This window comes from Haloarcula marina (assembly GCF_024218775.1).
In the GTDB taxonomy this organism is placed as follows: domain Archaea; phylum Halobacteriota; class Halobacteria; order Halobacteriales; family Haloarculaceae; genus Haloarcula; species Haloarcula marina.
Map to the genome: position 1 here is coordinate 1,745,472 of NZ_CP100404.1, position 26,717 is coordinate 1,772,188.

At 66.1% G+C, this 26,717-nt stretch carries 22 protein-coding genes; 13 read left to right on the top strand and 9 right to left on the bottom strand.

Annotation, left to right across the window (positions count from 1 at the left end; genetic code table 11):
• The first annotated feature begins 126 nt into the window (after window positions 1-126).
• Window positions 127-1,791 (top strand): tRNA uridine(34) 5-carboxymethylaminomethyl modification radical SAM/GNAT enzyme Elp3, encoded by a 1,665-nt coding sequence (locus NJQ44_RS09065; RefSeq protein WP_254271024.1) that lies wholly within the window; start codon window positions 127-129, stop codon window positions 1,789-1,791.
• A 213-nt stretch (window positions 1,792-2,004) separates the two neighbouring features.
• Here NJQ44_RS09065 and NJQ44_RS09070 read toward each other — a convergent pair whose 3' ends face one another.
• The 3 genes from NJQ44_RS09070 to NJQ44_RS09080 form a co-directional block, all read right to left on the bottom strand.
• The gene (locus tag NJQ44_RS09070) at window positions 2,005-2,604 is read right to left on the bottom strand and encodes an NAD(P)/FAD-dependent oxidoreductase (protein WP_256557151.1); all 600 of its coding nucleotides are present in this window, start codon (window positions 2,602-2,604) and stop codon (window positions 2,005-2,007) included.
• 29 nt (window positions 2,605-2,633) lie between these two features.
• Window positions 2,634-3,377, bottom strand: a complete 744-nt coding sequence (locus tag NJQ44_RS09075; protein WP_254271026.1) for a pirin family protein — start codon at window positions 3,375-3,377, stop codon at window positions 2,634-2,636.
• A gap of 72 nt (window positions 3,378-3,449) precedes the next feature.
• The gene (locus tag NJQ44_RS09080) at window positions 3,450-3,821 is read right to left on the bottom strand and encodes a hypothetical protein (protein ID WP_254271027.1); all 372 of its coding nucleotides are present in this window, start codon (window positions 3,819-3,821) and stop codon (window positions 3,450-3,452) included.
• A 62-nt stretch (window positions 3,822-3,883) separates the two neighbouring features.
• Between NJQ44_RS09080 and NJQ44_RS09085 the strand changes: the two genes are divergently transcribed.
• Window positions 3,884-4,345, top strand: a complete 462-nt coding sequence (locus tag NJQ44_RS09085) for an SRPBCC family protein (protein WP_254271028.1) — start codon at window positions 3,884-3,886, stop codon at window positions 4,343-4,345.
• Between the two features lie 31 nt (window positions 4,346-4,376).
• Here NJQ44_RS09085 and NJQ44_RS09090 read toward each other — a convergent pair whose 3' ends face one another.
• Window positions 4,377-5,168, bottom strand: coding sequence for a hypothetical protein (locus NJQ44_RS09090; RefSeq protein WP_254271029.1), 792 nt, complete (start codon window positions 5,166-5,168; stop codon window positions 4,377-4,379).
• Window positions 5,169-5,316: 148 nt separating this feature from the next.
• On the opposite strand from NJQ44_RS09090, the gene NJQ44_RS09095 reads away from it, so the two are divergent.
• Both NJQ44_RS09095 and NJQ44_RS09100 read left to right on the top strand, forming a co-directional pair.
• Window positions 5,317-6,105, top strand: coding sequence for an MBL fold metallo-hydrolase (locus NJQ44_RS09095; protein WP_254271030.1), 789 nt, complete (start codon window positions 5,317-5,319; stop codon window positions 6,103-6,105).
• A gap of 62 nt (window positions 6,106-6,167) precedes the next feature.
• Window positions 6,168-7,202: an NAD(P)/FAD-dependent oxidoreductase gene (locus tag NJQ44_RS09100; RefSeq protein WP_254271031.1), complete on the top strand. Its 1,035-nt coding sequence runs from the start codon at window positions 6,168-6,170 to the stop codon at window positions 7,200-7,202.
• Here the strand turns inward: NJQ44_RS09100 and NJQ44_RS09105 are convergent, their stop codons facing one another.
• The gene (locus tag NJQ44_RS09105; protein WP_254271032.1) at window positions 7,203-8,333 is read right to left on the bottom strand and encodes a hypothetical protein; all 1,131 of its coding nucleotides are present in this window, start codon (window positions 8,331-8,333) and stop codon (window positions 7,203-7,205) included.
• Here NJQ44_RS09105 and rqcH point away from each other — a divergent pair.
• The 5 genes from rqcH (at window position 8,332) to NJQ44_RS09130 (ending at window position 14,549) form a co-directional block, all read left to right on the top strand.
• Window positions 8,332-10,470 carry a ribosome rescue protein RqcH gene (rqcH, locus tag NJQ44_RS09110; protein ID WP_254271033.1) on the top strand — a complete coding sequence of 713 codons (2,139 nt, stop codon included), beginning with the start codon at window positions 8,332-8,334 and terminating at the stop codon, window positions 10,468-10,470. The genes NJQ44_RS09105 and rqcH overlap by 2 nt on opposite strands.
• Before the next feature lie 105 nt (window positions 10,471-10,575).
• Window positions 10,576-11,277: a DUF4013 domain-containing protein gene (locus NJQ44_RS09115; protein WP_254271034.1), complete on the top strand. Its 702-nt coding sequence runs from the start codon at window positions 10,576-10,578 to the stop codon at window positions 11,275-11,277.
• Between the two features lie 157 nt (window positions 11,278-11,434).
• A complete protein-coding gene (locus NJQ44_RS09120) occupies window positions 11,435-12,166 on the top strand; it encodes a DUF4013 domain-containing protein (protein WP_254271035.1) in 732 nt (243 codons plus the stop codon).
• Window positions 12,167-12,205: 39 nt separating this feature from the next.
• Window positions 12,206-13,273, top strand: coding sequence for an mRNA surveillance protein pelota (locus NJQ44_RS09125; RefSeq protein WP_254271036.1), 1,068 nt, complete (start codon window positions 12,206-12,208; stop codon window positions 13,271-13,273).
• 118 nt (window positions 13,274-13,391) lie between these two features.
• A complete protein-coding gene (locus tag NJQ44_RS09130; protein WP_254271037.1) occupies window positions 13,392-14,549 on the top strand; it encodes a sensor histidine kinase in 1,158 nt (385 codons plus the stop codon).
• Between the two features lies 1 nt (window position 14,550).
• On the opposite strand, the gene NJQ44_RS09135 is transcribed toward NJQ44_RS09130, so the two are convergent.
• Together NJQ44_RS09135 and NJQ44_RS09140 are read right to left on the bottom strand one after the other, a co-directional pair.
• Window positions 14,551-15,312 carry an MBL fold metallo-hydrolase gene (locus NJQ44_RS09135; protein ID WP_254271038.1) on the bottom strand — a complete coding sequence of 254 codons (762 nt, stop codon included), beginning with the start codon at window positions 15,310-15,312 and terminating at the stop codon, window positions 14,551-14,553.
• Window positions 15,313-15,593: 281 nt separating this feature from the next.
• On the bottom strand, window positions 15,594-16,457 hold the full coding sequence (locus NJQ44_RS09140) for an ArsR/SmtB family transcription factor (RefSeq protein ID WP_254271039.1): 864 nt from the start codon (window positions 16,455-16,457) through the stop codon (window positions 15,594-15,596).
• 154 nt (window positions 16,458-16,611) lie between these two features.
• Between NJQ44_RS09140 and NJQ44_RS09145 the strand changes: the two genes are divergently transcribed.
• Both NJQ44_RS09145 and NJQ44_RS09150 read left to right on the top strand, forming a co-directional pair.
• Entirely contained in the window at window positions 16,612-19,362 is a 2,751-nt protein-coding gene (locus NJQ44_RS09145; RefSeq protein WP_254271040.1) for an ATP-dependent helicase, read from the top strand.
• A gap of 248 nt (window positions 19,363-19,610) precedes the next feature.
• A complete protein-coding gene (locus NJQ44_RS09150; protein ID WP_254271041.1) occupies window positions 19,611-20,237 on the top strand; it encodes a beta-class carbonic anhydrase in 627 nt (208 codons plus the stop codon).
• 24 nt (window positions 20,238-20,261) lie between these two features.
• On the opposite strand, the gene NJQ44_RS09155 is transcribed toward NJQ44_RS09150, so the two are convergent.
• Window positions 20,262-21,143, bottom strand: a complete 882-nt coding sequence (locus tag NJQ44_RS09155; RefSeq protein WP_254271042.1) for a hypothetical protein — start codon at window positions 21,141-21,143, stop codon at window positions 20,262-20,264.
• A 310-nt stretch (window positions 21,144-21,453) separates the two neighbouring features.
• Here NJQ44_RS09155 and NJQ44_RS09160 point away from each other — a divergent pair, with 310 nt between their 5' ends.
• Together NJQ44_RS09160 and NJQ44_RS09165 are read left to right on the top strand one after the other, a co-directional pair.
• Window positions 21,454-21,915 carry a PH domain-containing protein gene (locus NJQ44_RS09160; protein ID WP_254271043.1) on the top strand — a complete coding sequence of 154 codons (462 nt, stop codon included), beginning with the start codon at window positions 21,454-21,456 and terminating at the stop codon, window positions 21,913-21,915.
• Window positions 21,912-23,498, top strand: coding sequence for a PH domain-containing protein (locus NJQ44_RS09165; RefSeq protein WP_254271044.1), 1,587 nt, complete (start codon window positions 21,912-21,914; stop codon window positions 23,496-23,498). The genes NJQ44_RS09160 and NJQ44_RS09165 overlap by 4 nt, the downstream gene beginning before the upstream one ends.
• A 224-nt stretch (window positions 23,499-23,722) precedes the next feature.
• On the opposite strand, the gene NJQ44_RS09170 is transcribed toward NJQ44_RS09165, so the two are convergent.
• On the bottom strand, window positions 23,723-26,488 hold the full coding sequence (locus tag NJQ44_RS09170) for an AAA domain-containing protein (protein ID WP_254271045.1): 2,766 nt from the start codon (window positions 26,486-26,488) through the stop codon (window positions 23,723-23,725).
• Window positions 26,489-26,717 lie beyond the last annotated feature (229 nt).

The window sequence follows — 26,717 nt, forward strand, 5'->3', positions numbered from 1 at the left end:
CGTCGATGGTCGCGGTCGTCGCGCTGGCGTTTCTACCCGACGTGCCGTCCGTGGGTCAGTGTACTTGACCCCGCTACCGGACAGCGACACGCTTATTCGCGCGAGACGACGATTTCGCACAAGCAGATGAGCACGGAGCAGACGGACCCGACGGAGACGGAGGCCTTCCAGAAAGTGTGTGCGGAGTTGGTCGACCGCATCCTCGCTGGCGAGGTGGAACGCGACGACGTGGAGTCCGCGAAGATAGACGTCTGTCGGGAGTTCTCGGCCCCGAAGGTCCCCCAGAACTCCGAACTGCTCGACTACGCCCCACAGGAACACCGCGAAGTGCTGGAGGAAGTCCTCCAGCGAAAGCCCGTCCGGACGGCGTCTGGTGTCTCGCCCATCGCCATCATGACCTCGCCCGAGCGGTGTCCCCACGGGAAGTGTCTGTACTGCCCGGGCGGCCCCGACTCCGAGTTCTCGTCGGCACAGTCCTACACCGGCCACGAACCCGCCGCCGCCCGCGGCGAGCAGAACGACTACGACCCCTACGGACAGGTTACGCTCCGCCTGAACCAACTCCGGGAAATCGGCCACCCCGTCGACAAGGCCGAACTCATCATCATGGGCGGGACGATGACCGCCCGGAGCCACGACTATCAGGAGTGGTTCGTCAAGCGGGCCTTGGAGGCGATGAACGACTTCGACGTCGACGCCGACCCCTCGCCCGCAGAGGGCGTCAGTTTCGCCGAGGCCAGCGAGGACTACGAGTTCCGCTATCTGGAGGACGTCATCGCCGAGAACGAGACGGCCGACGTGCGCAACGTCGCGACGACGTTCGAGACCAAACCCGACTGGTGCGACCCGGAGCAAATCGACCGGATGCTGGACCTGGGCGGCACGAAAGTCGAAGTCGGCGTCCAGACCACCTTCGAGCGCATCAATCGCGAGATGCATCGCGGCCACGGCGTGCAGGCGAGCATCGACGCCAACCGCCGCCTGCGGGACTCGGCGTTCAAGGTCGGCTTCCACATGATGCCCGGCCAACCCGGGATGTCCAAGGAGATGTGCTTAGAGGACTTCCGTCGCATCTTCTCGGAGTCGCGCTGGAAGCCCGACTACCTCAAAATCTACCCGACGCTCGTCGTCCCGGGGACAGTCACCTACGACTGGTGGCAGAAGAACGACTTCGACCCGCTGGACAATCAGGAGGCGGCGGAACTCGTCGCCGAAATCAAAGACATGATTCCCCGCTACACGCGGCTTCAGCGCGTCCAGCGGGACATCCCCGCGGACTTCATCGAGGGCGGCGTGTGGAAGTCGAACCTCCGGCAGTTGGCGTGGCAGGAGATGGAGAAACACGACTGGTCCTGCGACTGCATCCGCTGTCGGGAGGCGGGCCACAGCGAGAACGAGGCCGAGAACGTCAAACTCGACGTGCTGACCTACGAGGCCTGCGGCGGCACGGAGCACTTCATCTCGTTCGAGGACTTCGAGAAGGACGTGCTCGTGGGCTTTTGCCGCCTGCGGTTCCCCGACGACCCGGTCCGGCGCGAACTGCAGGACGCCGCGCTGGTACGCGAACTCCACGTCTACGGCAACGCCGTCGGCGTCGGGCAAGCGGGCGGCGACGAGGACCACCAACACAAGGGCTACGGGAAGCGCCTGCTCCGAACGGCCGAGGAGTTGGCCCGCGACGCCGGATTCTCGAAAATCGCGGTCATCTCGGGCATCGGCGTTCGGGAGTACTATCGCGAGAAACTCGACTACGTGCAGGACGGGCCGTACGTGTCGAAGCAGTTGCAGTGAGGAGATCGAGCGACCGCAAGGTCGAACGGTGGGGTAGAATCAACGAGACGGTGCGAATCTCGAAGGGCTATCGACGAGTTCGTTCTCGACACACTTCAACCGTCACAATATGGTCGACTGTCTGTCGGTGAGATGGACGAGAAAACGGGTAGCGTCCCACGACTACCGGATGCCAACGGGGGGACTCGTCTGCATGTCGGGCGTGACGCCCGGTTAGAGTTCGGGCACGTCCGACGGCATGTCGAAGTCGTGGTAGTACTCGCCTTTCTCCTTCGAGAGGATGTCGAGAACGGCGGCCGCGCCGTCGCCCGAGGCGATGACCGCCTGCCACTTCTCCGCGCGACCCATCGCGCCGGTAGCGTAGACGTTCTCGACGCTCGTCTCCATGTCGAGGTCCACGTCGACCACCTCCTCGTCGGTGAACGCACAGCCGAGTCCCTCGGCGAGGCTTCGGTCGCCGCCCGTGGCGAGGACGACGTACGACGCGGTGTACTCGCCGTCCGCTGTGGTCACGACGAAACCCTCGTCTGTCTGCGCCACGTCGGTGACTTCCTCGTCGCGTAGCGCCGCCCCGCGGTCGCTCGCCTGCCCGCGGGTGACTGCGAGGAACTCGTCACCGCTTATGGACCGAATCGCGGGATAGTTGAACAGGTGCGCCTTGTGCATCCACGACTCGTCCGTATCGAACAGTACCGTGTCGAGGTCGTTCTTCGCCGCGTACAGCGCGGCGCTCAGTCCCGCGGGACCGCCGCCGACGATTACTATATCTGCCATACACGACGGAAGCAGAGCCTCGAAAAAGAGTCTTACCATCTGGTAAGCACGTGGTATCGAATCGGCGATTACAGCACGAACGGGCCGCGCTGGTCGATGGGTTCCTCGTGGGGACGACCGGCGACGGCGACAGCGCGGAGGGTCGCCTCGCTCTGCACCTCCAGGGCAGACGCGGTGGTCACCGGTACTACGTCGCCCTCGGTAAATCGATAGCCGTCGACGGTCCCAGACCCGGCGACGCCGTAGAGAAAGCCCGGCCACCCGTCGGGAAGCGACCACGTCCACGTCTCGTCGACTGTCACGTCCAGGTACTCCATCGGCGTCCGGAGGTCGACGGGCGACCCCGACCCCACGACGGTCGTGACCGTCGCACCGTCCCTCGTCTCGGTCGGGAGTTCGGCGGCGCTCGCGTCCACATAGTCGGGGTCGGCGTCCTTCTGCGACCGCGGAAGATTCACCCAGAGTTGCAGACCCGAACAGGCCTCGCCGTCCGCGGGGAACTCCGAGTGGCGGATACCGCTTCCCGTCGTGATGCGCATCACGTCGTTCTCGGTGGCGGTGTTCGAGATGCCCAGCGAGTCCTCGTGTACCATCCCGCCGTCGAGCATGTACGAGACGATTTCGAACCCGCGGTGGGGGTGCATCGGAAACCCCTGGTCGGGGTCGATGTAGAAGCGCTCGAACAGCACGAACGGGTCCAGATTGTGCGGATACGCGCTCGTCGGGAACGCGCGGTTCGACCGCACGCCTGTCCCGTGTCGGACTATCTCGCCCGAAATCGGTCTGGTCGACACCTGCTCCTTCTCGCTCATAGCCCTACTTAGCTTACCACGCGGTAAAACTTGGCGAAGGGATATTCGTCGGGACGGGCGACGGCAGTCGAGTCACAGGGCGTCGTACTTCTCAGCGAGGCCGACAAGGCCGAACAGCACTGCGCTCAGGCCGCCGATGCCGACGAGCACGATGTAGGCGACGCCCTCGACGCCTGCGGGAGCGGTCGCGAAACCGCCGAAGACGGCGACGCCGACCGCGATATCGCCGAGGCCGCTACAGTCCTGCAGGTCGACGCGTCGGCCCGCGAGCGCCGTCGTCCGCTCCGTTGCGGCGAGCAAGAACAGACATCCCGCGAGCGCGAGGCCGCCCGCGAAGACGGTCTGTCCGAGGCCGCCGGTGATGGATGCCTGCCCGTACAGGATTCCGAGCACGGCGACACCGCCGAGACAGAGGAGGCCTGCGAGGAGATTGAGTCGACTCACCACGCCGAAGCGTCGGCCGCGAGGCGGAAAGCCGTTGAGGGTTCGGCCCCTCGATTCGGGCGATGCCACGGGTCACGCGGGAGACGTACATCGACGCGCCGCGAGCACGGGTGTTCGACCTCGCGCGCCACGTTGAGGCCCACGTCGCGACGATGCCGAACGAATCGGCGTCGGGCGCGACGGGACTGCTTGGACCGGGCGACGTGGTGACGTTCCGCGCGCCGCAGTTCGGGTTCCCGTTCGAACTCACCGCCGAAATCGTCGCGTTCGACCGCCCGCGCCGGTTCCGCGACGAGCAGGTTTCGGGCGTCTTCGGGTCCCTCTCGCACGACCACGAGTTCGAAGCACGCGAGGGCGGGACGCTGATGCGCGACGACGTGCGATTCGAGATGCCGTTTGCTCCCTTGGGTCGGGTCGGAACGCCGATTGCGCGACGACGGCTCGAACACCTCATCGAGTACCACGCCGAGGCATTGAAGCGCGTGGCGGAGAGTGACGAGTGGCGGCGATTTCTGGACGGCTAAGTGACGGTCCGACTGCGTGTCACGACTGTCGCTACGACCGAGCAACGGAACTGTTGAGCAGTTCCTCGGCCAGGACGTCGATGCCCAGAACGTCCTCGCCGGGCGTGGCGCTCGTCTCGAACCCCGCGGGTTCGGCGGGCGGGCCGCCCCGATTCTCCCGCGGCGGCGCGCCGTGGGCGTAGACGCCGTCCGGATGCGGGTAGGTCCAGACGTGCATCATACAGGGCGTGTCACACGGGAGTCTGAAACCGTCGCCGCCGTCGCCCCATAGCTGTCGGTACTTCCACCACGCGTACCGGCCCGGAAGGCCGACGTGCTGATGCCACGGCGAACAGCGCTGCTCGTCGTCCTCGCCGTAGACGGAGGGGGCCGACACCCGGTCGCCCTCTCGTGTCGCGACGAACATCAGGCCGAGCGGTCGCCACCACTTGTTGTCGACCATGATTGCGGCCGGTCGTGACGCGTCGAAAATCGAGTCGTCGCCGATGTAGCGGGGGTTCAGCCAGTGTGACCACCCCCCCGAACTGTCGCCCGTCAGCACGTCGAAGTACGGGACGAAGCCGTCTTCGAGGAGCGCGCCCACAGTGTCGAAGTCGGAATCGAGGGATTCGGTCGCCGCACCGAGTAACTCCTCCGTTCGGGGATGGTCGTCCCGACACCCCTTCCGGGTCGACCCGTCGCAGTCGCGCATCGCCGGACGCGAGGTCGCGTCGGGACAGCGCTCAGAGCCACCGCCCCCCATTCCCATGAACCCGAGTGCCCCTCCGGAGGCGCGGAGGACGTCGCGGCGGGCTATCGGTCGGTCGGAGGTATCGTCGTCCATATGGTGTTGTGCCAAACCCTACTCGCATTACTACTCAGTGGCTATCGACGCTAAGGTCGGCTTAGCGGCCCGAAATTGTCGGCAGGGACGCGTGAATATGTCACGCACTATTCAGTGCGGTTTTGTCCTTCGAGGACCAACTGGTTGTATGGTTCGCCGACTCTGTGAGGGGGTGTGGCTGTTGGAACTCGGGTTAGTTCCGCCGCTCGCCTCGAACGCCTATCTCGTCGACGAGCGTCGCGTCGGCGGGGACGAGGACGGCGTGACAGATATCCGGGCAGACGGCGGCACGGAAACCGCCGAAATGGGAGATGATGGTGAGAGCCACGGCAGCGACCTCACCCTCGTGGACACCGGTCTCTGGTGGAACGAACCGTCCATCGGCGACGAACTCGGCGCGCTGGGCTACGAAGCGGCGGACATCGACCGCGTGTTGCTGACGCACTACGACCTCGACCACGTCGGCGGACTGAACCGCCTCGTACCGGCGTTCGACGGCCCCGTCTACGTCGGAAGCGAGGACCTCGCGTTGCTCGACGGCCGCCTCGACCCGCAGTGGCTCCACCACAAGGGGCTCTTTCACCGCGCGAGCCGTCGGTTGTTCCCGCTGCCGGACCTCGACGTTCGACCGCTTTCTGACGGCGACACCGTCGGTGGCTTCACCGCCTATCACACGCCGGGACACAACCCCGGCCACGTCGCCTACTACCACGAGGCCGCGTCGACGGCCTTCCTCGGCGACCTCGTCTGGTCGGAGGAGGGGGCGCTGACGACCCCGTTCTGGGGGGATTCCTACGATATGGACCGCCTGCGAGCGAGCGTCGGCGGCCTCGCCGACCGGCTACCTGACTTCTCCGTGGCGGCGATGGGCCACGGCGACCCGCTCGTGACCGGCGGGAGCGACGCCCTACGGACGCTGGCCCGCCGCGTCTCGTAGGCGTCGCTGGCAACGGTGAGGCGTGGGGAGATTATTTACTGCCGCCGTCCGTGGGTTCTGATATGACGGCGAAGCTGGCAATCGTCGGGGCGGGCGCGGCCGGAGCGGCGGCGACGTACGCCCTCCGTGAGACGCCTATCGAGGTGACGGTCCTCGAAAAGAGCCGCGGCGTCTGCGGGCGAGCGGCGACCCGCCGCAAGAACGATTGCACCTACGAGTACGGGGCGAACTACATCAAAGCCGACGACGAGCGAGTCGCCGAACTGGTGACTGAAACGCTCCCGAGCGACGGCCTCGTCGACATCGAGGAGCCGATTTACGCCTTCGACCGGAGCGACGAGATACGGGAGGGCCGCGAGGCCGACGAGCACAAGTGGACCTACGAGACGGGCATCACCCAACTGGCGAAACGCCTGTTCGCCGAGACTGACGCGACTGTGGAGAACGGCGTCCGCGTCGAGACGCTACACCGCCTCGACGACGGGTGGCGGGTCGTCGACGACGAGGGGACCGACCGGGGCCGCTTCGACGGGGTCTTGCTCACGCCGCCAGCCCCGCAGACCGCAGATTTGCTCGGCGAGGCCAAGTGGGACCACGACCACTGCCGGGAGTTCCGGCAGGCCATCGCGTCGGTTCCATACCGGACGGTGGTCGCGGGCATCCTGCACTACCCGTTCGAACTCGACGTGCCGTGGTACGCGGCGGTCAACACCGACAAGGACCACGACATCGGCTGGGTCGCCCGCGAGGAGTGCAAAGACGGGCACGTCCCCGGCGGCGAATCGCTCTTGCTCGTTCAGATGAACGAGCCGTGGTCGGTCGCCAACTACGACGAGCGACCGGACCGGATGCTGGACGCCATCGCCGAGCGGACCGCCCGCCTGGTGGGTGACGAGCGACTGACGGACCCCGACTGGACGGACTATCAGCACTGGCGTTACTCCCAACCGGAGGCGCAGGTCGACCGCGAGGCCATCGCGCCCGCGTCCGACCACGACCTCTTTTTCGCCGGGGACTGGGTCGCCGAGGAAGCGCGCGTTCACGCCGCCGTTCGGAACGGGTTAGAGGTCGGCGAGGCGATTGCCGACACGCTCTGACTAGCCGGGCGTCCCCTCGGGACCGCCTTCCCGAATCCCGAACTTCACTCCCCCGACGGTGAACGGACCGGTGACCGGCGGCGGATACGACGGGTGACGGCGCGTGTGTAACACGACTTCGGTGGCGCTCGGCACGTACGCCGACAGCAGGTTCCGGAACTGCGGATTCGCGGCCGCCTGTTCGGGGATGTAACTGGGGACGTTCTGCCAGAGGTCGGAGACGAACAGGGTGTAGGTCGCCGCTTCGCCGAGACCAGGGTCCGCCGTGACCGTTATCGTGGACCCCGCTCTGGTCACGTCCTGCACTGCTGCCGTCGGCGTCAGTTCGAGACGGGGACCGTCGACACCGAACGTCTGTCCTACCGCGACTGGCCGCCGGTCGTCGCCCGCCTCACGCCAGCCAGCGACGACGAAGGCGTAGACGCCGCCGCCCAGCCCCGAAACGGGGACTCGCGTCACGTCGCCGTCGAGTTCGATGCTCCCGGCGTCCGAGCGCGGGTCCAGCCACTCCTCGGCCTCGTTGTCGACCGCCAGTTCCCAGTGGCGTTCGCCTCGCCCGCCCGTCGCCGTCCGCACCTCGTCGATGTCTATCGCGGTCGGTCGCACGGTGAACCACTGGTCGCCGACGTACTTCTGAAGCGACCACGGCGGTCGCAACCCTCGCAGCGAGGCGTCGCCCGTCGCGGCGTAGCGGAACCCGACCCGTCCCTGCGGGAGTTGCAAGATTCGGTCGCTGTCGACGCGTTCGAGACGGAACGGCGACCCCGCCGTCGCACCGGACTCGTCGCAGTGACGGGTGACGGGGCGCGATTCGTCGAGCGGGAACCCCGGACACGGCGCGTCGGTGTCCAGCAGCGGTTCCGGCGGCGTCGCCGTGGCCGTCGGGACCGGTGCGGGCGTCACCGTCTCCCGGCCGAGTCGCGCGTCGACGCGGCGGCCCGGGCACCCGGCCAACAGTCCCGTCGCGGCCGCGCCGACCGCGGTGAGGAAGCGTCGGCGGGTGGCCCTCGGTCGCGGTCCGTCGTCCATACACCGCTTCGGGGTCCCGAGCGTATTGTCCTTCGGGAGGCGGAACCCGCTGGTCGTGCGGTCCCGACAGGCCTTTGCGTCGCCGCCGACAGCCACCGACATGGACCACAAGCGGGAGCTGACGAGCGTCGACCTCGCGGCCTTGGAGGGGGAACTCGCCGACTACGCCGGGGCGAAACTCGACAAGGCGTACCTCTACACCGAGGACGACCTCGTCAGGCTGAAGATGCGGGATTTCGACCGCGGGCGGGTGGAGTTCATCATCGAGGTGGGCGACGTGAAGCGCGCCCACGTCGCCGCCGCCGAACACGTCCCCGACGCGCCGGGGCGGCCGCCGGACTTCGCGATGATGCTCCGTAACCGACTCTCCGGTGCGGACCTCGTCCGCGTCGAGCAGTTCGAGTTCGACCGTATCATCGAACTGGAGTTCGACCGCGAGGACGGCTCTACCACCATCGTCGCGGAACTGTTCGGCGACGGCAACGTGGCCGTCTTGGACGAGCACGGCGAGGTAATCGACTGTCTGGAGACGGTGCGCCTCAAATCGCGGACCGTCGCACCGGGAGCCACCTACGAATTCCCGTCGGCGCGGTTCAACCCCTTGACCGTCGACTACGAAGGGTTCGTCGCGCGCATCCGCGAGTCCGATTCGGACATCGTACGGACGCTGGCGACTCAACTCAACTTCGGGGGCCTCTACGGCGAGGAACTCTGCTCGCGGGCGGACATCGACTACAACATCCCCGTCGAAGAAGTGACCGACGAGCAGTTAGAACGACTGTACGACATCGTCACAGAGATGGGTTCCCGCCTGCGCGAAGGGAACCTCGACCCGCGGGTGTACTACGAGTCGACCGGCGACGGTGACGCGGAGGACCCGGAGAACCGCCAGCGAGTGGACGTGACCCCCATCCCCCTCGAAGAGTACGAACACCTCTACAGCGAGGGATTCGAGGCGTTCAACGACGCGCTGGACGACTACTTCTTCAACTTCCAGCGAGAGGACGAAGTCGAGGGCGGCGAGACGAAACGCCCCGACTTCGAGGCGGAGGTGTCGAAGTACGAGCACATCATCCGCCAACAGCAGGAGGCCATCGACGACTTCGAGGCCGACGCGGAGGCCGAACGCGAGAAGGCGGAACTCCTCTACGCCCGGTACGACCTCGTCGACGACGTTCTCTCGACGGTGCAGGCCGCCCGCGCCGACGACGTGCCGTGGGACGAAATCGAGTCGACGTTCGCCGAGGGCGCGGACCGTGGCATCCCCGAAGCCGAGGCCGTCGTCGGCGTCGACGGCAGTGAGGGGACGGTCACGCTCGAAATCGACGGCACGCGCGTCACCGTGGACGCGAGCGTCGGCGTCGAGAAGAACGCCGACGAACTGTATCAGGAGGCCAAGCGAATCGAGGGCAAGAAGGAGGGCGCACTCGCGGCCATCGAGGACACCCGCGAGGACCTGGAAGCCGTGAAACAGCGCCGCGAGGAGTGGACGGCCGATGACGGCGGGGCGGACGCCGCGGACGAGGAAGACGACGAGGGGGAACCGACCGACTGGCTCTCGGAGCCGTCGATTCCGATTCGGAAGAACGAGCAGTGGTACGAGCAGTTCCGGTGGTTCCACACGTCAGACGGTTACCTCGTCATCGGCGGCCGCGACGCCGACGACAACGAGGAACTGGTCCAGAAGTACCTCGAACGCGGTGACAAATTCTTCCACGCGCAGGCTCACGGCGGTCCGGTGACGGTGCTGAAAGCCACCGGCCCGAGCGAACCCGCGAAGGAAGTCGAGTTCCCGCAGTCGTCGCTGGACCAAGCCGCGCAGTTCGCCGTCTCGTACTCCTCGGTGTGGAAAGACGGGAAGTTCGCTGGCGACGTGTACATGGTCGACCCCGACCAAGTCTCGAAGACGCCCGAGAGCGGCGAGTATCTGGAGAAGGGCGGGTTCGCCATCCGCGGCGACCGAACCTACTTCGAGGACACGCCCGTCGGCGTCGCCGTCGGCATCATCTGCGAGGACCGGACGGAGGTGGTCGGCGGCCCGCCCGCGGCCATCCGCCCACAGGCGGCCACCAGTATCACGGTGGAACCGGGTCAGTACGCCCAGAACGACATCGCCAAACGCCTCTACCGGGAGTTCAAGGACCGCTTCGCCGACGAGACGTTCGTCCGTAAAGTCGCCAGTCCCGACCGGATTCAGGAGTTCCTGCCGCCGGGCGGCAGTCGGATGGTCGACGAATAGCACGGCTCACGCAAGGTTATATACTTGTTGGTCGTATTATACGTAGAGACTGATAGGGGCTCGTCCCGGCGGGACGGTCCTCCACCGCGTCTCGGGAGACAGACCATGTTTCAAGAAGCACTAAACTATCCACGAAACAGCGACAGCGCACTGAAGAACGTTGCCATCGGCGGATTGCTACTGTTCGTTAGCTTCCTCGTCGTCCCGACGTTCCTCGTGTTAGGGTACGTCGTCAGGGCGCTTCGGGGCGTTCTCGACGGCGTCGAAGAGCCCCCGGAGTTCGACGACTGGGGCGAGATGCTCGTCGACGGCCTGAAGGTGTTCGCCATCGGGTTCGTCTACGCGCTGATTCCGGCGACCATCGCCCTCGTGGCGGTGTTCGCGACCGGTCTGACCGGGGCTATCGGCGGCGACAGTAGCGGCGCGGGACTGGCTATCGGCCTCATCGCCTTCGCGGCGTTGGCGCTCGTGACCGTCGTCTCGCTGGTCATCGGGTACGTGATTCCCGCGGCTATCGTGTCGTGGGTCCGCGCTGACCGCCTCGGGGCGGCCTTCTCGCCCAGCGAGATTCGACCGCTGGCGTTCAGCCGCACGTACGCGACCGGGTGGCTCGTCGCCTTCGGTATCAGCCTGCTGTCGGCCATCGTCATCGGCGTGTTGAACGTGGTGGTCATCGGCGCAATCCTCGCGCCCTTCATCACGTTCTACGCGAACGTGGCCGGGACGCACGCTATCGGGTCGGCGGTTCGGGAGATGCCCCTCGTGGAGGACGGCCCCGACGCCCCCGCCAGCCAACCCGCGGCCTGAGCGGGACGGTATAGATTTTTGACGACTCCCATCGGCAAGTGACGAGTACGGTCGGTCGTATCGTCACACGACTGACGATAGATTGGCACACGACTGACGATATATCGTCAGACAGTCATTACCCGTCGTCGGCCGAAGTACGAGATACTGATTCACAATGTTCGAAGACGCACTTAGATTTCCGTGGAACGGCGAGCAGAACGTAGAGACGCTCCTCATCGGCGGGGTGTTGACCTTACTGGGGTTCCTGTTCGTTCCGGTACTGTTCGTTTATGGCTACCTGGTCCGCACCGTCAGGGAGGTGTCGGCGGGCGACACCGACGCGCCGCCGGCGTTCGACGAGTGGGGCGATTTGCTCGTCGACGGCATCGTCGCGTTCGCCATCTCGATCGTGTACGCCATCGTTCCGGCGCTGGCAATCGCGGTGGCCGCGGTGTCGTTTTTCGTCCCCGTGGTCGTCGTCGACGGCGGCGGCGGACCCACCGGGCCGTCGTCCGGCATCTTCGCCGTCGGCGGACTCCTCCTCGCGTTGCTCGTGCTCTCGCTCGCGGTACTGCTGTCGCTCGCTGCGGCGTACCTGTTCCCGGCCGCCATCGCGATGTTCGCGCGGACCGGCCGGTTCGGGTCGGCGTTCTCGCCTCGTGAGTTGCGCACCGTCGCCACCGACCGGCGGTACGCCGTCGCGTGGCTGGTCGCCGTCGGCATCTCCGTCCTCGCCCAAATCGTCGGGAGCGTCGTCGCCGCCACGGGCATCGGGATACTGCTCGTGCCCTTCTTCGTCTTCTACGGCTACGTCGCGGGGGCGTACGCCATCGGCGTCGGCGTCTCGGACATCGACGTCCCCGGCCGTGCCGACGAGGACGCGCGGACCGGTCAGGCAGCGGTCTGAATAGCAGGGCACTTGTGGGCGGGCGATGGAGGTCCATCCATGCAGATTAAGAGCCGGGAAGCCACCGGCGAGGGTCGCGAACGCGTCGAGGTGGTCCCCGAGACGCTCGACGACCTCTGGCACCTCTCGCACGTCGTCGAACCCGGCGACCACGTCTCCGGCGATACGACGCGGCGCATCCAGCGCAACGACGATAACCTCCGGGACAAGGGCGGCGAGCGCGAACACCTGTGGCTCGAACTGGAAGTCACGGACGTGGAGTTCGCGAAGTTCGCGAACCGCCTCCGCGTCGGCGGGGAAATCGTCGACTGCTCGCGCGAGGACCAACTGGGCTTTCACCACACGCTGAACGTCGAGGAACACACCGAACTGACTATCGAGAAACGGTGGAAATCCGACCAGGAAGACCGCCTCGCCGAAGCCGTCGAGGCGACTGAGAACCCCGACGTGGCTATCGTCACCGTCGAAGAGGGCGAAGCGCACGTCCACACCGTCGCCCAGTACGGCACTGAAGAACGGGCGTCGCTCACTTCCACGACGGGGAAGGGAGAGTACGCCCGTCCCCGCAAGGAACTGTTCGCCGAACTCGCCGACGTGGTTCGGCGGCAGGACGTGGACGCGTACATCCTCGCGGGACCGGGATTCACGAAACAGGACGCGTTGGACTACTTCCGCGAGGAGATTCCCGACATCGCCGAGCAGATGACCGTCGTCGACACCGCGAGCGTCGGCGACAGGGGCGTTCACGAGGTGCTCAAGCGCGGGGCCGTCGAGGACGTGCAACAGCAGACCCGCATCGCCGAGGAGGCCGACCTCATCGACGAACTGATGGCCCGCATCGGCGAGGGGGCGGAAGTCGCCTACGGCCCCGAGGAAGTGGCGAAAGCCGCCGACTACGGCGCTATCGAGACGCTACTGGTCCTCGACGAACGCCTCCGCGTCGAGCGGTCGGGCGAGGGCGAGTGGGACATCGACGTGGACCGCCTCATCGAGACGAGCGAGCAGAAGGGCGGCGACGTGACCGTCTTCTCGGCGGAGTTCGCACCCGGGCAACAACTGGCGAACCTCGGCGGTATCGCGGCGCTCCTGCGCTACCGCCTCGACTGAGGAGTGTCCACGCCGATACCGTCCGTCGCTCCAGAACGTATCAGCTCGGATAACGTCCGAAACGGTTTTTTGGCAGACTCTCACATGTTGGAGTAGTCCGTGGTGGGCGGGTTGGAGAATGTCATTCGAAGAACAACCGGATTTCGCGAGACAGGTGGCCGACCTCAACAAGTACGGTCAGGCACTCAACCGGTGTGAGACCGTCGAGGAGGTGGTCTCGCTCACGCTCGAAGCCATGTCGCTGCTCTTCGAGTTCTCTTACTCCACGTTTATCGAGGTCAGAGAGGGGGGCCCTCGCGTCGTCCACAGCACGAATCCGCGGCTATCGAGCGGTGACGAGGCGAGCGCCGTCGCGAAAGAAGCGCTCGAAACCCGACAGACGGTCATCGCCAGCGACGAGCGAGCGGGGATAGCCCCGGAGTCGGACGTGCGGGCGACGCTCGCCGTCCCCGCGCAGGTCGGTGACGAAGTGACCGCGATTCTGGTCACGCGGTCGACCTCGACCGACTCGCTCGGCGACGAACAGAGCCGACCGCTAGAGATTCTCGCCTCGCACGCCGCCACCGCCGTCAGCAACATCCGGTCCCGAGAGCGTTTAGAACGGGCGCGACAGGACTTGGAGACGCGCAAGGAGATGATCGAGATGTACGACCGTCTCCTTCGCCACGACCTCGGGAACGACCTACAGATAATCGCGGGATTCGCCGACGCCGTCCAGATGGAGGTCGACGGACAGGCCGAAGAGTACGTCGGCAAGATTCAGCGCGCCGCCCGGAGTTCCGCCGACCTCATCGAACGCGTCGGCAATCTCGTCTCCACGCTCGAACGACAGGACGAACCCGAACCGCGCGCCCTCGCTCCGCTACTGACACAGACGCTCGACAACGTCGAGCACAGTCACGAGTCGCTGTCGGTCACGTACGACGCCGCGGAGTTCGACTACCGCGTGTACGGCGGCGAACTACTGGACTCGGTGTTCACCAACGTCGTCTCGAACGCCGCGGTCCACAACGAGGGCGACGTCCACGTGGACGTTTACGCGGTAGAATCGAGTCCTGAGGAGGTCGTGGTCGGGTTCGCCGACGACGGAAGCGGCATCCCGGAAGACGTGCGCGAGCAGATTTTCGAGATGGGCGCGAAGGGACCGGACAGTTCCGGAAGCGGATTCGGCCTCGGTTTCGTGCGGGCGCTGGTGGAGTCCTACGGGGGCAGTGTCACGGTCGGAGAGAGCGAGGCTGGCGGTGCAGACTTCCGAGTTACGCTCCGGCGTCTCTGAATCACGCTTTTCCAACGGTAATCGTCAGACCGTCCTTCGCGAATCGAACGTCGCCGTCGTATCGCGCTGCCAGCGAGGCGGACATCTCATCGTGATGGCCCTCCGTGTGCGGGTAGAGATGCGTGAGATAGACCCGGCCGACTTCGGCGTCGGCCGTGTCGAGGGCCGCGCCGAGCGAGGACGGCGTGGGATGATTCGACACGTCCACGTCGTCGGGGAACGAGCAGTCGTGAACGAGGACGGCCGCGCCGTCGGCGAACTCGATGAGTTCGGGAAACGCCTCTGAGTCGCCGCTGAAGGCCATCGTCGGGCCGCCGCCGACGGGGGCGAGTCGGTACGCGAAACACTGCATCGAGTGGCGCGTCTCGACGGCGTCCCCGTCGAACCCGGCGAGCGAGAACGGCGCTTCGTCGAGGTCGCGAAGGGTCAGCGACAGGCGGTCCTGCATGTACTCGTGGACGGCGAGGAGGTCCTCGACGAGTTCTGCGGTCCCGGGCGGTCCGGCGACGGTGAGGTCCGTCTCGCCCGCCAACCAACGGGCCTTCATCAGCACGTCGAGGTCTGAGATGTGGTCTAAGTGGTGGTGAGTCAGCAACACGGTGTCGACACCCTCGTATCCGGGGCCGGTCCGCGCCAGGGCGTCGAGGACGCCGCTCCCGCAGTCGACGAGCAGCGTCTCACCGTCGGCTTCGAGGAGGTAGCCGGACTGGGAGCGCTCGCCGGTCGGCATCGCACTACCCGTACCGAGAAACGTGAGTCGCATAGTCACCACAATCGAGGGGAGGGCCAAAGGCGTTGGCGTCAGCGGGGGCGGGCGGTGGGGAAAGCCGCTGGGGACAGCGGGGAGGGCTGTCAGCGGAGTCCGGTGGGGGCGACCGGACGGCCGTCAGCGGGGCGGTGGTCGGCGACGCGATGTCACCGAACAGGGCGGGGCAAGCCGGGGCGTCCCGCGACGGCGCAGTTACACCTTGGACGGGGGATATAAAAAGTGGTTCTGAGGCTCAAAACTCGTTTTGAACGACCCAAAGTCGTTGTTGGCTGGGCTTACGCGTCGTTGTAGTACCACATCACGCCGACGATGACGACGACCAGTAGGCCGCCGAGGAAGAACGCCAGTCCCGGCGCGAGTTCGAACCCGCCGCCGCTGGCCGCGGTCGCCATCTCGGTCGCCTCGCGGGCCATCTCGACGGTCTGTGTCGGTTCCTCGGTCGGTATCGGTGTCGACGTGGGTTCGGGCGCGGGCGTCGCCGTCGGTTCCGCGGTGGCCGCTGGCGTCTCCGTGGCTTCCGCGATGCCGATACCGCCGTCCCCCGACGTGGTTTCGGCGGCCGTCGCGGTTTCGGTCGCTTGGGGCGTGGCCGTCGGGGTGCTCTCTGGCGTCGCTTCCGACGCCTGACTCACGGCACCCCCGCTTCCGCCTTCCGCGCCGTCGGCCCCACCGGCAGACCCGGTCGCGCCTATCGGGAGCGGGACGTTCCCGAGCAGTATCTGAACGACGACGCTGGCCGCGGTGAGCAGGCCGACGACGGGAACGAGACGGCGAACGAGCGAGCGAAGGGACCGCTTTCGCTCGCGCGTACCGACGAACAGCACGAGGGGGTCCTCGGGCGGTTCGTACACCTTCATCTCTTGGCCCTTCTCGGAGTACTGGGTCCCGGCGACTGCTATCAACTCCTCGTTTTCGAGCTTTTCTAAGTGATAGGAGACCTTCTGGATGGACATTCCCAGACGGTCGGCGAGTTCGGAGGGGGTGCCGGGGTCGCTATAGACGGCGTTGAGAATTTCACGGGCCGTCTCGGAGGAGAGCGCGTCGAGGACGGAGGAAACGTCTTCGTCGACGCCGACGATTTGGAGTTCCCCGTCCTGAGACGTACTCGCGTCGGGGCCACGCGAGGGCAGCAGGGACATATACTTACAGTGAGCGAATTCCACCGTAATGAATCTCGTGGAGACTGTGACGGAATTTTCACTGTCGACGTCGTAACTAGCCCCTCAGTCCTCCCAAACGAGTTGGGCGGAACCCACTTGCCCGTCCGGTTCCACGCTTCGGTAAGAGCCGACAATGGGTGGACGAGAGCGCCTCGCGGCGACGGACCCGTCGTTCGACGCCGACGCGGTCGACATCGACGACGCCGACGTGCTGGACCGCCTCGCGCCCGTCGTCCGAGAGTGGTGGGTCGAGCAGTTCGGCGAGTTCGTCCCCGGCAACGGCGGTTTTTTCACGCCGCCACAGAAGGAGGCCATCCCGCTCATCCACGAGGGGGAGAACGCGCTCATCTGCGCGCCGACGGGGTCCGGCAAGACGCTCGCTTCCTTCACCGGCATCATCAACGAACTGTTCGCGAAGGCCCGCGAGGAAGAACTGGAGAACTCGGTCTACTGCCTGTACGTCTCGCCGCTGAAATCGCTCGCCAACGACATCCATCGGAATCTCGAAGTTCCCCTAGCGGGCATCACGGAGAAACTCGACGAGCGAGGGGAAGACGTGGATATTCGGCACGCGATTCGCCACGGCGACACTAGCGACAGCGAGCGTCAGGCGATGCTGGAGACGACGCCGCACATCCTCAACACCACGCCGGAGACGCTCGCCATCCTGCTCAACTCGCCGAAGTTCAAAGAGAAGTTAGAGACCGTCGAGTACGTCGTCGTCGACGAGATTCACAGCCTCGCCGAGAACAAGCGCGGGACGCACCTCTCGGTGTCCTTAGAGCGGTTAGAGGAGATGGTCGAGGAGCCGCCGACCAGAATCGGTTGTTCGGCGACGGTCGAACCCCTCGACACTGTCGCGGAGTTCCTCGTGGGCCGCGAGGAACCCGGTGGCCCCGCTCGTCCCTACGAAATCGTCGACACCCGGTTCGCCCGCGATTTCGACGTGGAACTGTCCTGTCCGACAGACGACCTCATCGATACGCCGCGGGACGTGGTCACCGAGCGGTTCTACCGGCAACTCCACGACCACATCCAGTCACACACGAACACCCTCGTGTTCACGAACACCCGCTCCGGGGCCGAACGCGTCCTCCACAACCTCCGCGAGACGTTCGCCGAGTACGACGAGACGAACTCGGGGTGTCACCACGGGTCGCTCTCGAAGGAGAAGCGCCACGAGATAGAGCAGTCGCTGAAAGACGGCGAGTTGGACGTGGTCACCACGTCGACGAGTCTGGAACTGGGCATCGACATGCCTCACATCGACCTCGTGGTGCAGGTGGGGTCGCCGAAGTCCGTCGCCTCGTTGCTCCAGCGCATCGGCCGCGCCGGACACCAGTTGGGCGAGACGGTCCAGGGTCGCGTCGTCGCCCTGGACCGCGACGAACTCGTCGAGTGCGCGGTGATGCTGAAGAAGGCAGAGGACGGCTTCGTCGACCGGGTGTTCATTCCCGAGAACGCGCATGACGTGGCGACACAGCACGTCTACGGCATGGCTATCAATCGGGTCCGCCCGGAACTGGAGGTCCGGGCCGTCCTCGAACGGGCGTACCCATATCGGAACTACACCGACCAGGACTGGGAACGCCTGTGTCGCTACCTCACCGCCGACTACCCCGGGATGGAGGACAAGAACGTCTACGCGAAGATTTGGCGCGACGAGAACGACCCGCCCGACGGCGAGTACCACTACGACGAGTTCGACGTGGGCGAGCGACTCATCGGCAAGCGGGGCCGCCTCGCGCGGGTCATCTACATGACCAACCTCGGGACGATTCCCGATTCGTTCACCTGCGACGTGCTCATCCGCGGCGGTGACGAGTGGGTTGGACAGTTGGACGAGTCCTACCTCGACACCTTGGAGAAGGGCGATGTGTTCGTCCTCGGTGGGTCGAACTACGAGTACCGCTACCGCCGCGGGTCGAAGGTGTACGTCGACCCGACGAGCGCCCGGCCGACGGTCCCCTCGTGGTTCTCCGAGCGACTACCGCTGTCGTACGACCTCGGCCGGGAGATTCTGACGGTACAGCGAGAACTGCTCGACAACCTCGAACGCGGCGGGATGTCCGAAGTGCGAAACTGGCTCCGAACCTTCCCCATCGACGAGAACAGCGTCCGGGCCATCGCGCGGATGTTCCGCGAACAGGTGGCCTACGCCGGTGCCGAGAGCGTCGCTACAGACCACCGACTCGTCATAGAGGAGGCGAAAGACCACGACGAGTACGAGCGCCACTACTACGTCCACTCGAACTACGGCCGCCGGTTCAACGACGGCCTCTCGCGCCTCCTCGCGTACCGGGTCGCACAGGAGGCAAACGCCAACGTGCAGGTCGCCGTCGCCGACAACGGCTTCTCGCTGTCGATGCCGCTGAACCGGAAAGTCGACCTGCGACGCATCCTCGAAGGCATCGACCCCGCGGACGTACGCGACGACCTGCGAGCGAGTCTCGACGGCACGGACCTCCTCCAGCGGTACTTCCGCATCAACGCGACGCGCTCGCTGATGATTCTGAAGCGGTACAAGGGCTACGAGAAGTCCGCCAGCGAACAGCAAGTGTCGTCGGAGATGTTGCTCGGGTTCGCCGAGGACCTCGGAGACTTCGCCGTCGTCGAGGAGACGTACCGCGAGATTCTGGAGGACAAACTCAACGTCGCCGGTATCGAGGACGTGCTGACGGACCTCGAGCGCGGGGCCGTCGACGTGACCTCGGTCCGCGTCGACTCCCCGTCGCCGCGGGCGTTCGGCCTCGCGACGCTGATGGCGAGCGACGTTGTCCTCGCCGAGGACGAGTCCGCCGTCCTCGAAGAGTTCCACCGGCGGGTCATGGCGGAGATTGAGGGTGAGACGGACGGGGATGGCGCAGTGGCAACGGACGACTGAGCGTGGGGTGTTTTCCGTGCGGTCGTCACCAGTTTCGGACCGGCTAGGGTCCAGATGACGCTGTTCGGACTGCTCGTGGTCGTTCTTCGAGGGAATACTGCCGCTCCCGCTCTTTGGTCTAATCCTCGGCGTTCTCGGAACGGGACTCGTCGTGAGTGCCATTCCCTCGGAGTGAGTCGCGTCGTAGACACCGACACTTGTTGCCTAATTGAACAGAACGAAGGAGCGGTCGAGGGTAGTGTGACAGTATGCCACATCACACGCATGGCACGGAGCGTGCGGAACCGGAACCGGGACGCGTCCACGAGTCCGTCGACGCCGACGTGGACGCTCGGGACGACTGGGCGCGACGCCGCCAGAAGGGCATCCCCACGGACAAGCAGTTGCTCGTCGTGGCCTGTATGGACGAGCGAATCCCCGTGGAGGAGGCGCTGGGACTGGAACTCGGCGACGCACAGGTGTTTCGAAACGCGGGCGGAAAGGTGACGGGAGACGTGATTCGGTCGGCGGCCTTGACGACGCAGTTCTTCGATACGACGGAGATAATCGTCGTCAACCACACCGACTGCGGGATGATGAGCGCGAGCGACGAGGATGTCGTCGCGGGGCTGGAGGCGGCCGCTGACAAGGACTTGGACCGCGTGGACATCGACCCGTCGCTGCCGGACCTGAACATCGGTGACCACTCGGTGGCCGAGTGGGTTCGGATGACGGACGACATCGACGAGGCGTGTGCGGCACAGGTCGAGTACCTCCGGAGCCACGAACTGATACCGGACGCCGTCACCGTGAGCGGCTACGTCTACGAAGTCGAGAGCGGCCACCTCCGCCGACCGGGCGAGCGCGTGGCCGAACGCGTGAACGAACGGGGATGACCCCGTCCGAACGGTCGGCGACGCCTACTCGTCGGCCCCCTCGAACGCGGTGAACCCGTCGAGCGAGACGAAGACGCCGCCGGTCAGTGACGGTCGCATCACGTACTCCGCCGGGTACTCGTCCGCGGTCGGGTACACGGAGGGGGTCTCGAACTCGTTACGAACCGGTTCCGTGAGGCCGCCGAGGAATTCGTTGGTCACCATCGGTTCGAGGAAGGTGAGTCGCCCGGTGCCGCTCCCGTCGACGTCGTAGGCCCCGTACACCATCGTGTGCGTGAACTCCCCGTCCGCTTGGAACTCGGGACCCGAGGGGTCGACGAGGTGTTCGCCCATCTCCTCTTCGACCAACGGCGCGTCGGGTTCCCCGTCGCCGTCGGTGTCCACCAGCGGTATTCGCTGGTACCCCGAGGGTATCTGTGCGTCGGGAAGCGCGTACGTCGCCGGGCCGGTCGTAATCGGTTCGACGGTCGATTCCGGCACTGTGTAGAAGTGGAGGTCGAAGTGCGGCACCGTGTAGACGTCCGGCGGGGGGTGTCCCTCGGGGTTGTAGTGGAACGCGAGGAAAGTGAACTGGTGCGTCGCCACTCCCTCGGGGAGGTGAAGGTGTGCCCCCAGTTCGTCCTCGTCGAAGGCGGCCATCGCGTCGGCGTCGATGTACACGCCCAGCGACGAGAGGTTCCCCTGCGGATTCGTGGTCGCGTAGGTCCGGACAACGCCGTCCAGATAGTCGATGTCGTCCCCCCAGACCACGTCGTGTGTCTCGGGTTTCGGATGTGCTGTCGTCGCCCGCGTGAAGGTCGTTCCTCCGACGACCAGTCCGCTCCCGGCGAGTACCGCACCCGCCACGACCCCTCGCGCGAGGAAGCCCCGCCGCGAGACTTCCCTGTGTGGTTCTGTGTCTGGCATCGCTCCACGGTGGTTGCTCCACCGGTCGAGTGACGTGTCCGATAACGGATAGTTATTCGCACCGAACTCGACGCCCCGCTCTCAGCCCGCCGTCACGTGGTCGACGCCGAACAAAGTAAGTGTCGGATAGGTGTAGTTTCCGAGCGAGTCGTAGCCCGCCGCCAGCGTGGATACGGTCTCACTCATCGACCAGTAGTCTCACAATCCCGTCATCAGTATCTCGCTCGGCCGAACAACCACCCGCAGCGTCGCCGACAGGCGTCCGACGCCAGCCCCATGATTAATCCGGTTCACGGCCATTCGGTGAGGTATGGAGTCGTTGCACCCGCGAGTCAGGTTGTTGTGGGCCGTCCGGACGGCGGTCGCCGCTTCGGTGCTCGCAGGCCTCGCCCTCGTCGCTGACCGGTTCGTCGTCTCGGTCCCGTCGAGCATTGTCGGCGTCGGCTGGTTGCTCCTCGTCGTACTGGGGACCGTCCACGCGGTCTTCGCGCACCGAATCTGGCGGTTCGCACTCCAAGAGGACGCGCTGTTTCTGGTCCGTGGAGTCCTCACGCGAACCGACACGTCGGTCCCCTACGTCCGGGTCCAGCACGTCGACACGACGCGCGGCCCGGTCGAACGGGCGGCGGGTCTCGCCAGCGTCGTCGTCTACACCGCCGGGTCGCGCGGCGCGGACATCACCATCCCCGGACTGCGACCGGAACGGGCGACCGAACTCCGCGAACGACTGCGGGACCTCGCCATCGAGAGCGAGGCGACCGACGCGGTATGAAACGGCTCCACCCCCTGAGCGCGGTGGTTCAGGTCGGGCGTGGGGTCCTTCAGGGCGGTATCTTCGGGTTCTTCGTCGGCACGGCGCTCGCGGGCGCGCTCGGACTACCCGCGTGGGCCGTCCCCGCGCTCGCACCGGTCGGGGCCATCCTCGCGGGCGGGTTCGCCCTCGCCCGGTACTACCGGTTTCAGTACGAAATCGCGGGGGACACGCTGGCCGTCGAATCAGGCGTGTTCGCCCGGCAATCCCGCGAGATTCCGCTCGGCCGGATTCAGAACGTCGACCTGCGACAGGGCGTGTTGAACCGGTTGCTCGGACTGACTATCGTCGCCTTCGAGACGGCCGGGGGCAGTACCACGGAGGCGACCCTCGACGCCGTCGACGAGGGAGAGGCGGACCGACTCCGCCGACTCGTCCAGCGCCACGACCCGGACGCGGAGCGGCGAGAGCGCGGGACGGATACAGCGGACGAGGCTCCGACGGAGTCACCGACGGGACTGGCGGGCGGTGGGTCTGCCGGAGTCGCCGACGCCGAGGAGACGACGGAACTGTTCGCCTTCACGTGGCGGGACCTCCTGACGTACGCCGTCGTCTCCGTCCGGCCCGCGGCGCTGGTGCTGACCCTCGTGGGGTTACCGCTCGGCGGTGACCTCGTCGGTGCGGTCCTGCAGTTCAACCTCGACATCGTCGGGGCCGCGGCGTCCCCCTCGCTCTCGGTGCTAGATGCGGTCGGGCCGCCGCGACTGGTCGCGCTCGTTCTCCTGACCGGCGTGGAGTTCTTGCTCGCCGCGCTGGCGGTCAGCGTCGCGTTGACCATCGTCGAGTACTACGACTTCCGACTGTTTCGGGAGGGGGACGACCTGCGCTACCAGCGGGGCCTCATCCGGCGGTACAGCGGCACGATTCCGCTGTCGAAAGTCCAGACAGTGAGCGTCAGCGAAAACGTCCTGATGCGCCGGTTCGGGTTCGCGACACTCACCGTCGAGACGGCGGGGTACAGCGGCGGCAATCAGCAGTCGTCACACGGCGTCGCCGTCCCGATGGCCCCGCGTTCCGTGGTGTACGAACTCGCCCGAGACATCGAACCGTTCGACGACCTCGACTTCGAACGACCGCCGACCCGCGCCCGACGGCGCTACGCCGCTCGATTCGGCGTCGCCGTCGCCGCACTCACCGGACTCGCCTACGGCGTCGATTCGCTCGTTCTGGACACGGGCTACTGGTGGCTTCCGTCGCTGTTGCTGGTGGTGGCCCCCGTCGCCGCGCACCTCCGGTGGCGACACCGCGGGTTCGCAGTCGACGACGACGCGTTCGCGACGCGAAGCGGGTTCTGGCGGCGTACCACGCGAATCGTGCCGTACTACCGCATCCAGACTGTCTTCGTTCGTCGCTCGCCGTTCCAACGCCGCCGGAATCTCGCCACGGTGACCGCCGACACGGCCAGTACGAGAAGCGTCTTGGGCGGGGCCGCGCGGGCCTACGACGTCGACGAAGGAACGGGGGCGGAACTCAGAGAGAAACTGCGAACGCGGTTGTACGCCGACCTCCTCGCTCGGAAGGCGGCATCGGAACGGGACGGGTAAAAACCGACGTGGCCGATGGGTGGCAGTCGCTCGGCCAGCAACAACATCACCCCTCGAACCGACTCACTCGACGTGCCGCTTTCCGCACTGCTGGCAACTGAACAGTATTCCGTCGGAAAGTTCCTGTTCGGCCGCGAGGGGAAAACCGCAGTCTGGGCAATCTGCCATTGATTCGTCTTACACAACCGGTGTATTAATTCCACCCACTAACTACGTCGGTATCCTCACCCGCGCGCCCACTCGACCATGCGCTCGTACACCTCGTCGCTTGCGAGGGCGTCGGCGTCGCCGACCAGCACGAGCGCCTTCTTCGCCCGCGTGAGCGCGACGTTGATACGTCGGTAGTCCTCGAACAGCGGTCCCGAGAGGTCGCCCGTGGCGACGAACGAGACGACGATGACGGACTTGCTGGACCCCTGAAACCGGTCGACGGTGTCGACGGCCACCTGGGGGAGGCGGCGATTGAGTTCCGATACCTGCGCGCGGAACGGCGCGATGACGCCGATTTCCGCTGGCGGAACGCCAGCGTCGCGGTAGGCGGCGACCACGTCTGCGACGGCGTCGGCCTCCGCGGGATTCGTGTTGCCCCGCTGCGTGCCGTCGGGGTCGACGAACGCGACCCGGTCCCGAAGGTGTGGCGGGAGAGCGTCCATCGACACACCGTCTATATCGTCGATGCGCTGGGCTGCCACCTGGCCGGTGGCGGGGCGTAACTGCCCGTCGTAGAACTCCCGGGAAGCGAACGCCTGAATGTGCTGGGCCATCCGGTACTGCCGGTCGAGCATCACGCCCGCCTCGGGGTGGGCGTCGATGAGTCGCTCGAACAGCGAGGTCGACAGGGTCTCGTCCTCCGACTGGACCACCGGCGGAAGTTGCTGGTGGTCGCCGACGAGCGTGAACCGGTCGGCCAGCGTCGTCGCGGCGAGCGTTCCGGGCTCTGTCAACTGTCCGGCCTCGTCGACGACGGCCACGTCGAACGACTGGCTCTGCATTGCCGTCCCGCCGCAGGTCGCCGTGGTCGCGGCGACGACCGGCGCGCTTTGGAGCGTCCCTGCACATTCCTCGGGGTCGCCGGACTGCTCTAAGCGATACTTCTGCATGTCGTCGCGGACGCCGCTCTCGGTTCCGACGCGGACGATGTCGGTGAAGCCCTGCTCTTCGAGGGCTTCGATGGCGTTGTCGACGGCGCGGTTGGTGAACGCCGAGAGGAGGACCCTGTCCCCGCGCTCGACGAGCGCCCGGACCATCCGGGCGAGCGTGTACGTTTTGCCGGTCCCCGGCGGCCCGTGGACCAGCGCGAAGTCTTCAGCACCGACTGCCAACTGCACGGCTTCGTTCTGGGCCTCGTTGTTGCCGATGTACGTCTCCTCGACCGCTTCGAACTCGGGGTCCCGCCGTCCGAACAGCACGTCTTTTCGCTCGGGCGCTTGCGTGAGCAGGGCGTCGTGGAGCGCGTTCTCCAGGCGGTCGGTCGTCAGTTCCGATGGGTACACGTCGAGGCGGCGGAGTTCGAGGGGTTCGTCCGTCGTCACGAGTATCGTCTCGCCGCCAGCGTCCGGAGCAGTTCCCTCGCCTTCATCTTCCCCTTTCCCGATGCGCTCGACCCGGCCGAGTTCCGCGTCGCCCCGGACCGGGTCGCCGTCGCTGGCCATCACGTAATCGCCCTCGCGAATCTTCGAGACGGCCCCCGTGCCGCGGGCAGAGAGTTCCCAGCGGCCGTCGTCTAACTGCCGTCGTCCGGTCGGTTCCAGGTCGACGAGCGCCCGGTCGTCGTCGGCCCGTTCCTGCGGGGACTGTTCCCACAGTTTCGCGTACTCGCGGTGGGTCGCGCGCCGTTCGGCCTCGATGGCGTCGTAGAAGCGCTCGAAGTACTCCCGTTCCTCGTGGGGGATCGCGACGCCGACCTGCCCGGCCTTCGACTCTTGGTCGAGGCGACCCGAGACGGCCATACAGGTGTCCTGCTCGAAGCAGTACTCGCACTTGGCGTTGGCCTCGTAGCCGGTGGGAACGCCCGTGTCGTGTTCCATCGCCGCGATGGCGTTCCGGGTGCGGATGACGTACTTCAGCAGGCCCGCGCCGATGGAGAACTCCTTTGCGGGAGAGAGGTCGCCGCTCTCCTCGTTGCGGTCGACGGCGGCGTTCTTCGTGTAGAGGAGCGTGCCCGTATCGGGCGCGGCGTCGATGGGGGTCTGTGTCGCGCCGCCGTCACCCGCCATCACCTCGCTCGCGCCGAGCGTGTTGGCCGCCCGCTCGCCCAACATGAGCGCGTACGCCGTCGCCTGAATCTTGTCCTGAAAGCGCGGTTCGCGCTTGGTGTTCTTGCCGGTCTTGAGTTCCACGGGCATCCCCCGGCGGACGGCGTCGGCCCGTCCTTTCATCCCGTATCGTTCGGAGATGAGCGTCATCTCCGAGCGCCAGTCGTCGGACTCCGTGAGCGTCCCTTGCTGTAGCCACCCCTCGATGGCCTTCGCGTGGTCGCGCACGTCGCCGGCCACCTCGTCGGCCCCGCGGCCCAACAGACCGATGTCCAGTCCGGCGGCCTCGATTTGGTCGTCGATTGCTGTCTCCACGTCACGCCCGCGAAGGAGGTCACCGAACACCTCGTGGACGACGGTCCCTTTCACGAGCGGGTACGCGAGGTCCGCGCCGTCGAGTTTCCGAAGGTAGTACATCCGGGGACACTGGACCCAGGCCCGGACGTCGGTCACGTCCACGAGGAACGAGGGTTCGACGACGACGGTGGCGTCGCCACCGGCGGAGTACTGCGTCTCGCCGCGGTACTGTCGCTCGTCGGCGTCGTACACCGCGAGTTCCATCCCCGGTTCGAGGTAGTCGGCCGTCTCCGTCCACTTCCCCCACAGGGTCACGTCGGTGGGTTCTCCGGCCCCCCGGTCCGGACGAACGGTCACTTCACAGAGGTCGCTCTCGCCGTACTGCGTCTGGACCGTTTTCGGGTCGGACACGTCGACGACGACGCCGCGAAGTTGCACGATACTGCCCACGACCGGCCCGGGAAAAACGCTGTCGGTACCTGTGATTCGACGACGGCGCGCGCCCCTCGCCGCACACGTGCGTTCGCAGAAGGGACATCTGAACCACGCAGTGAACCACGAATCATACAATAAAATACGCGTGGAAAAAACACATATCGTCAAGACTGAAAGTTTAAGAATATCGGAGAATAGTACCCATAGTTGTCGAAATTTTCCACGCAAGTTC

Coding starts and splice junctions, on each gene's coding strand:
- NJQ44_RS09065 (WP_254271024.1), top strand. CDS start 127: ATGAGCACGGAGCAGACGGACCCGACGGAGACGGAGGCCTTCCAGAAA.
- NJQ44_RS09070 (WP_256557151.1), bottom strand. CDS start 2,604: ATGGTAAGACTCTTTTTCGAGGCTCTGCTTCCGTCGTGTATGGCAGAT.
- NJQ44_RS09075 (WP_254271026.1), bottom strand. CDS start 3,377: ATGAGCGAGAAGGAGCAGGTGTCGACCAGACCGATTTCGGGCGAGATA.
- NJQ44_RS09085 (WP_254271028.1), top strand. CDS start 3,884: ATGCCACGGGTCACGCGGGAGACGTACATCGACGCGCCGCGAGCACGG.
- NJQ44_RS09090 (WP_254271029.1), bottom strand. CDS start 5,168: ATGGACGACGATACCTCCGACCGACCGATAGCCCGCCGCGACGTCCTC.
- NJQ44_RS09095 (WP_254271030.1), top strand. CDS start 5,317: ATGGTTCGCCGACTCTGTGAGGGGGTGTGGCTGTTGGAACTCGGGTTA.
- NJQ44_RS09100 (WP_254271031.1), top strand. CDS start 6,168: ATGACGGCGAAGCTGGCAATCGTCGGGGCGGGCGCGGCCGGAGCGGCG.
- rqcH (WP_254271033.1), top strand. CDS start 8,332: ATGGACCACAAGCGGGAGCTGACGAGCGTCGACCTCGCGGCCTTGGAG.
- NJQ44_RS09105 (WP_254271032.1), bottom strand. CDS start 8,333: ATGTCGGTGGCTGTCGGCGGCGACGCAAAGGCCTGTCGGGACCGCACG.
- NJQ44_RS09115 (WP_254271034.1), top strand. CDS start 10,576: ATGTTTCAAGAAGCACTAAACTATCCACGAAACAGCGACAGCGCACTG.
- NJQ44_RS09120 (WP_254271035.1), top strand. CDS start 11,435: ATGTTCGAAGACGCACTTAGATTTCCGTGGAACGGCGAGCAGAACGTA.
- NJQ44_RS09125 (WP_254271036.1), top strand. CDS start 12,206: ATGCAGATTAAGAGCCGGGAAGCCACCGGCGAGGGTCGCGAACGCGTC.
- NJQ44_RS09130 (WP_254271037.1), top strand. CDS start 13,392: ATGTCATTCGAAGAACAACCGGATTTCGCGAGACAGGTGGCCGACCTC.
- NJQ44_RS09135 (WP_254271038.1), bottom strand. CDS start 15,312: ATGCGACTCACGTTTCTCGGTACGGGTAGTGCGATGCCGACCGGCGAG.
- NJQ44_RS09140 (WP_254271039.1), bottom strand. CDS start 16,457: ATGTCCCTGCTGCCCTCGCGTGGCCCCGACGCGAGTACGTCTCAGGAC.
- NJQ44_RS09145 (WP_254271040.1), top strand. CDS start 16,612: ATGGGTGGACGAGAGCGCCTCGCGGCGACGGACCCGTCGTTCGACGCC.
- NJQ44_RS09150 (WP_254271041.1), top strand. CDS start 19,611: ATGCCACATCACACGCATGGCACGGAGCGTGCGGAACCGGAACCGGGA.
- NJQ44_RS09155 (WP_254271042.1), bottom strand. CDS start 21,143: ATGCCAGACACAGAACCACACAGGGAAGTCTCGCGGCGGGGCTTCCTC.
- NJQ44_RS09160 (WP_254271043.1), top strand. CDS start 21,454: ATGGAGTCGTTGCACCCGCGAGTCAGGTTGTTGTGGGCCGTCCGGACG.
- NJQ44_RS09165 (WP_254271044.1), top strand. CDS start 21,912: ATGAAACGGCTCCACCCCCTGAGCGCGGTGGTTCAGGTCGGGCGTGGG.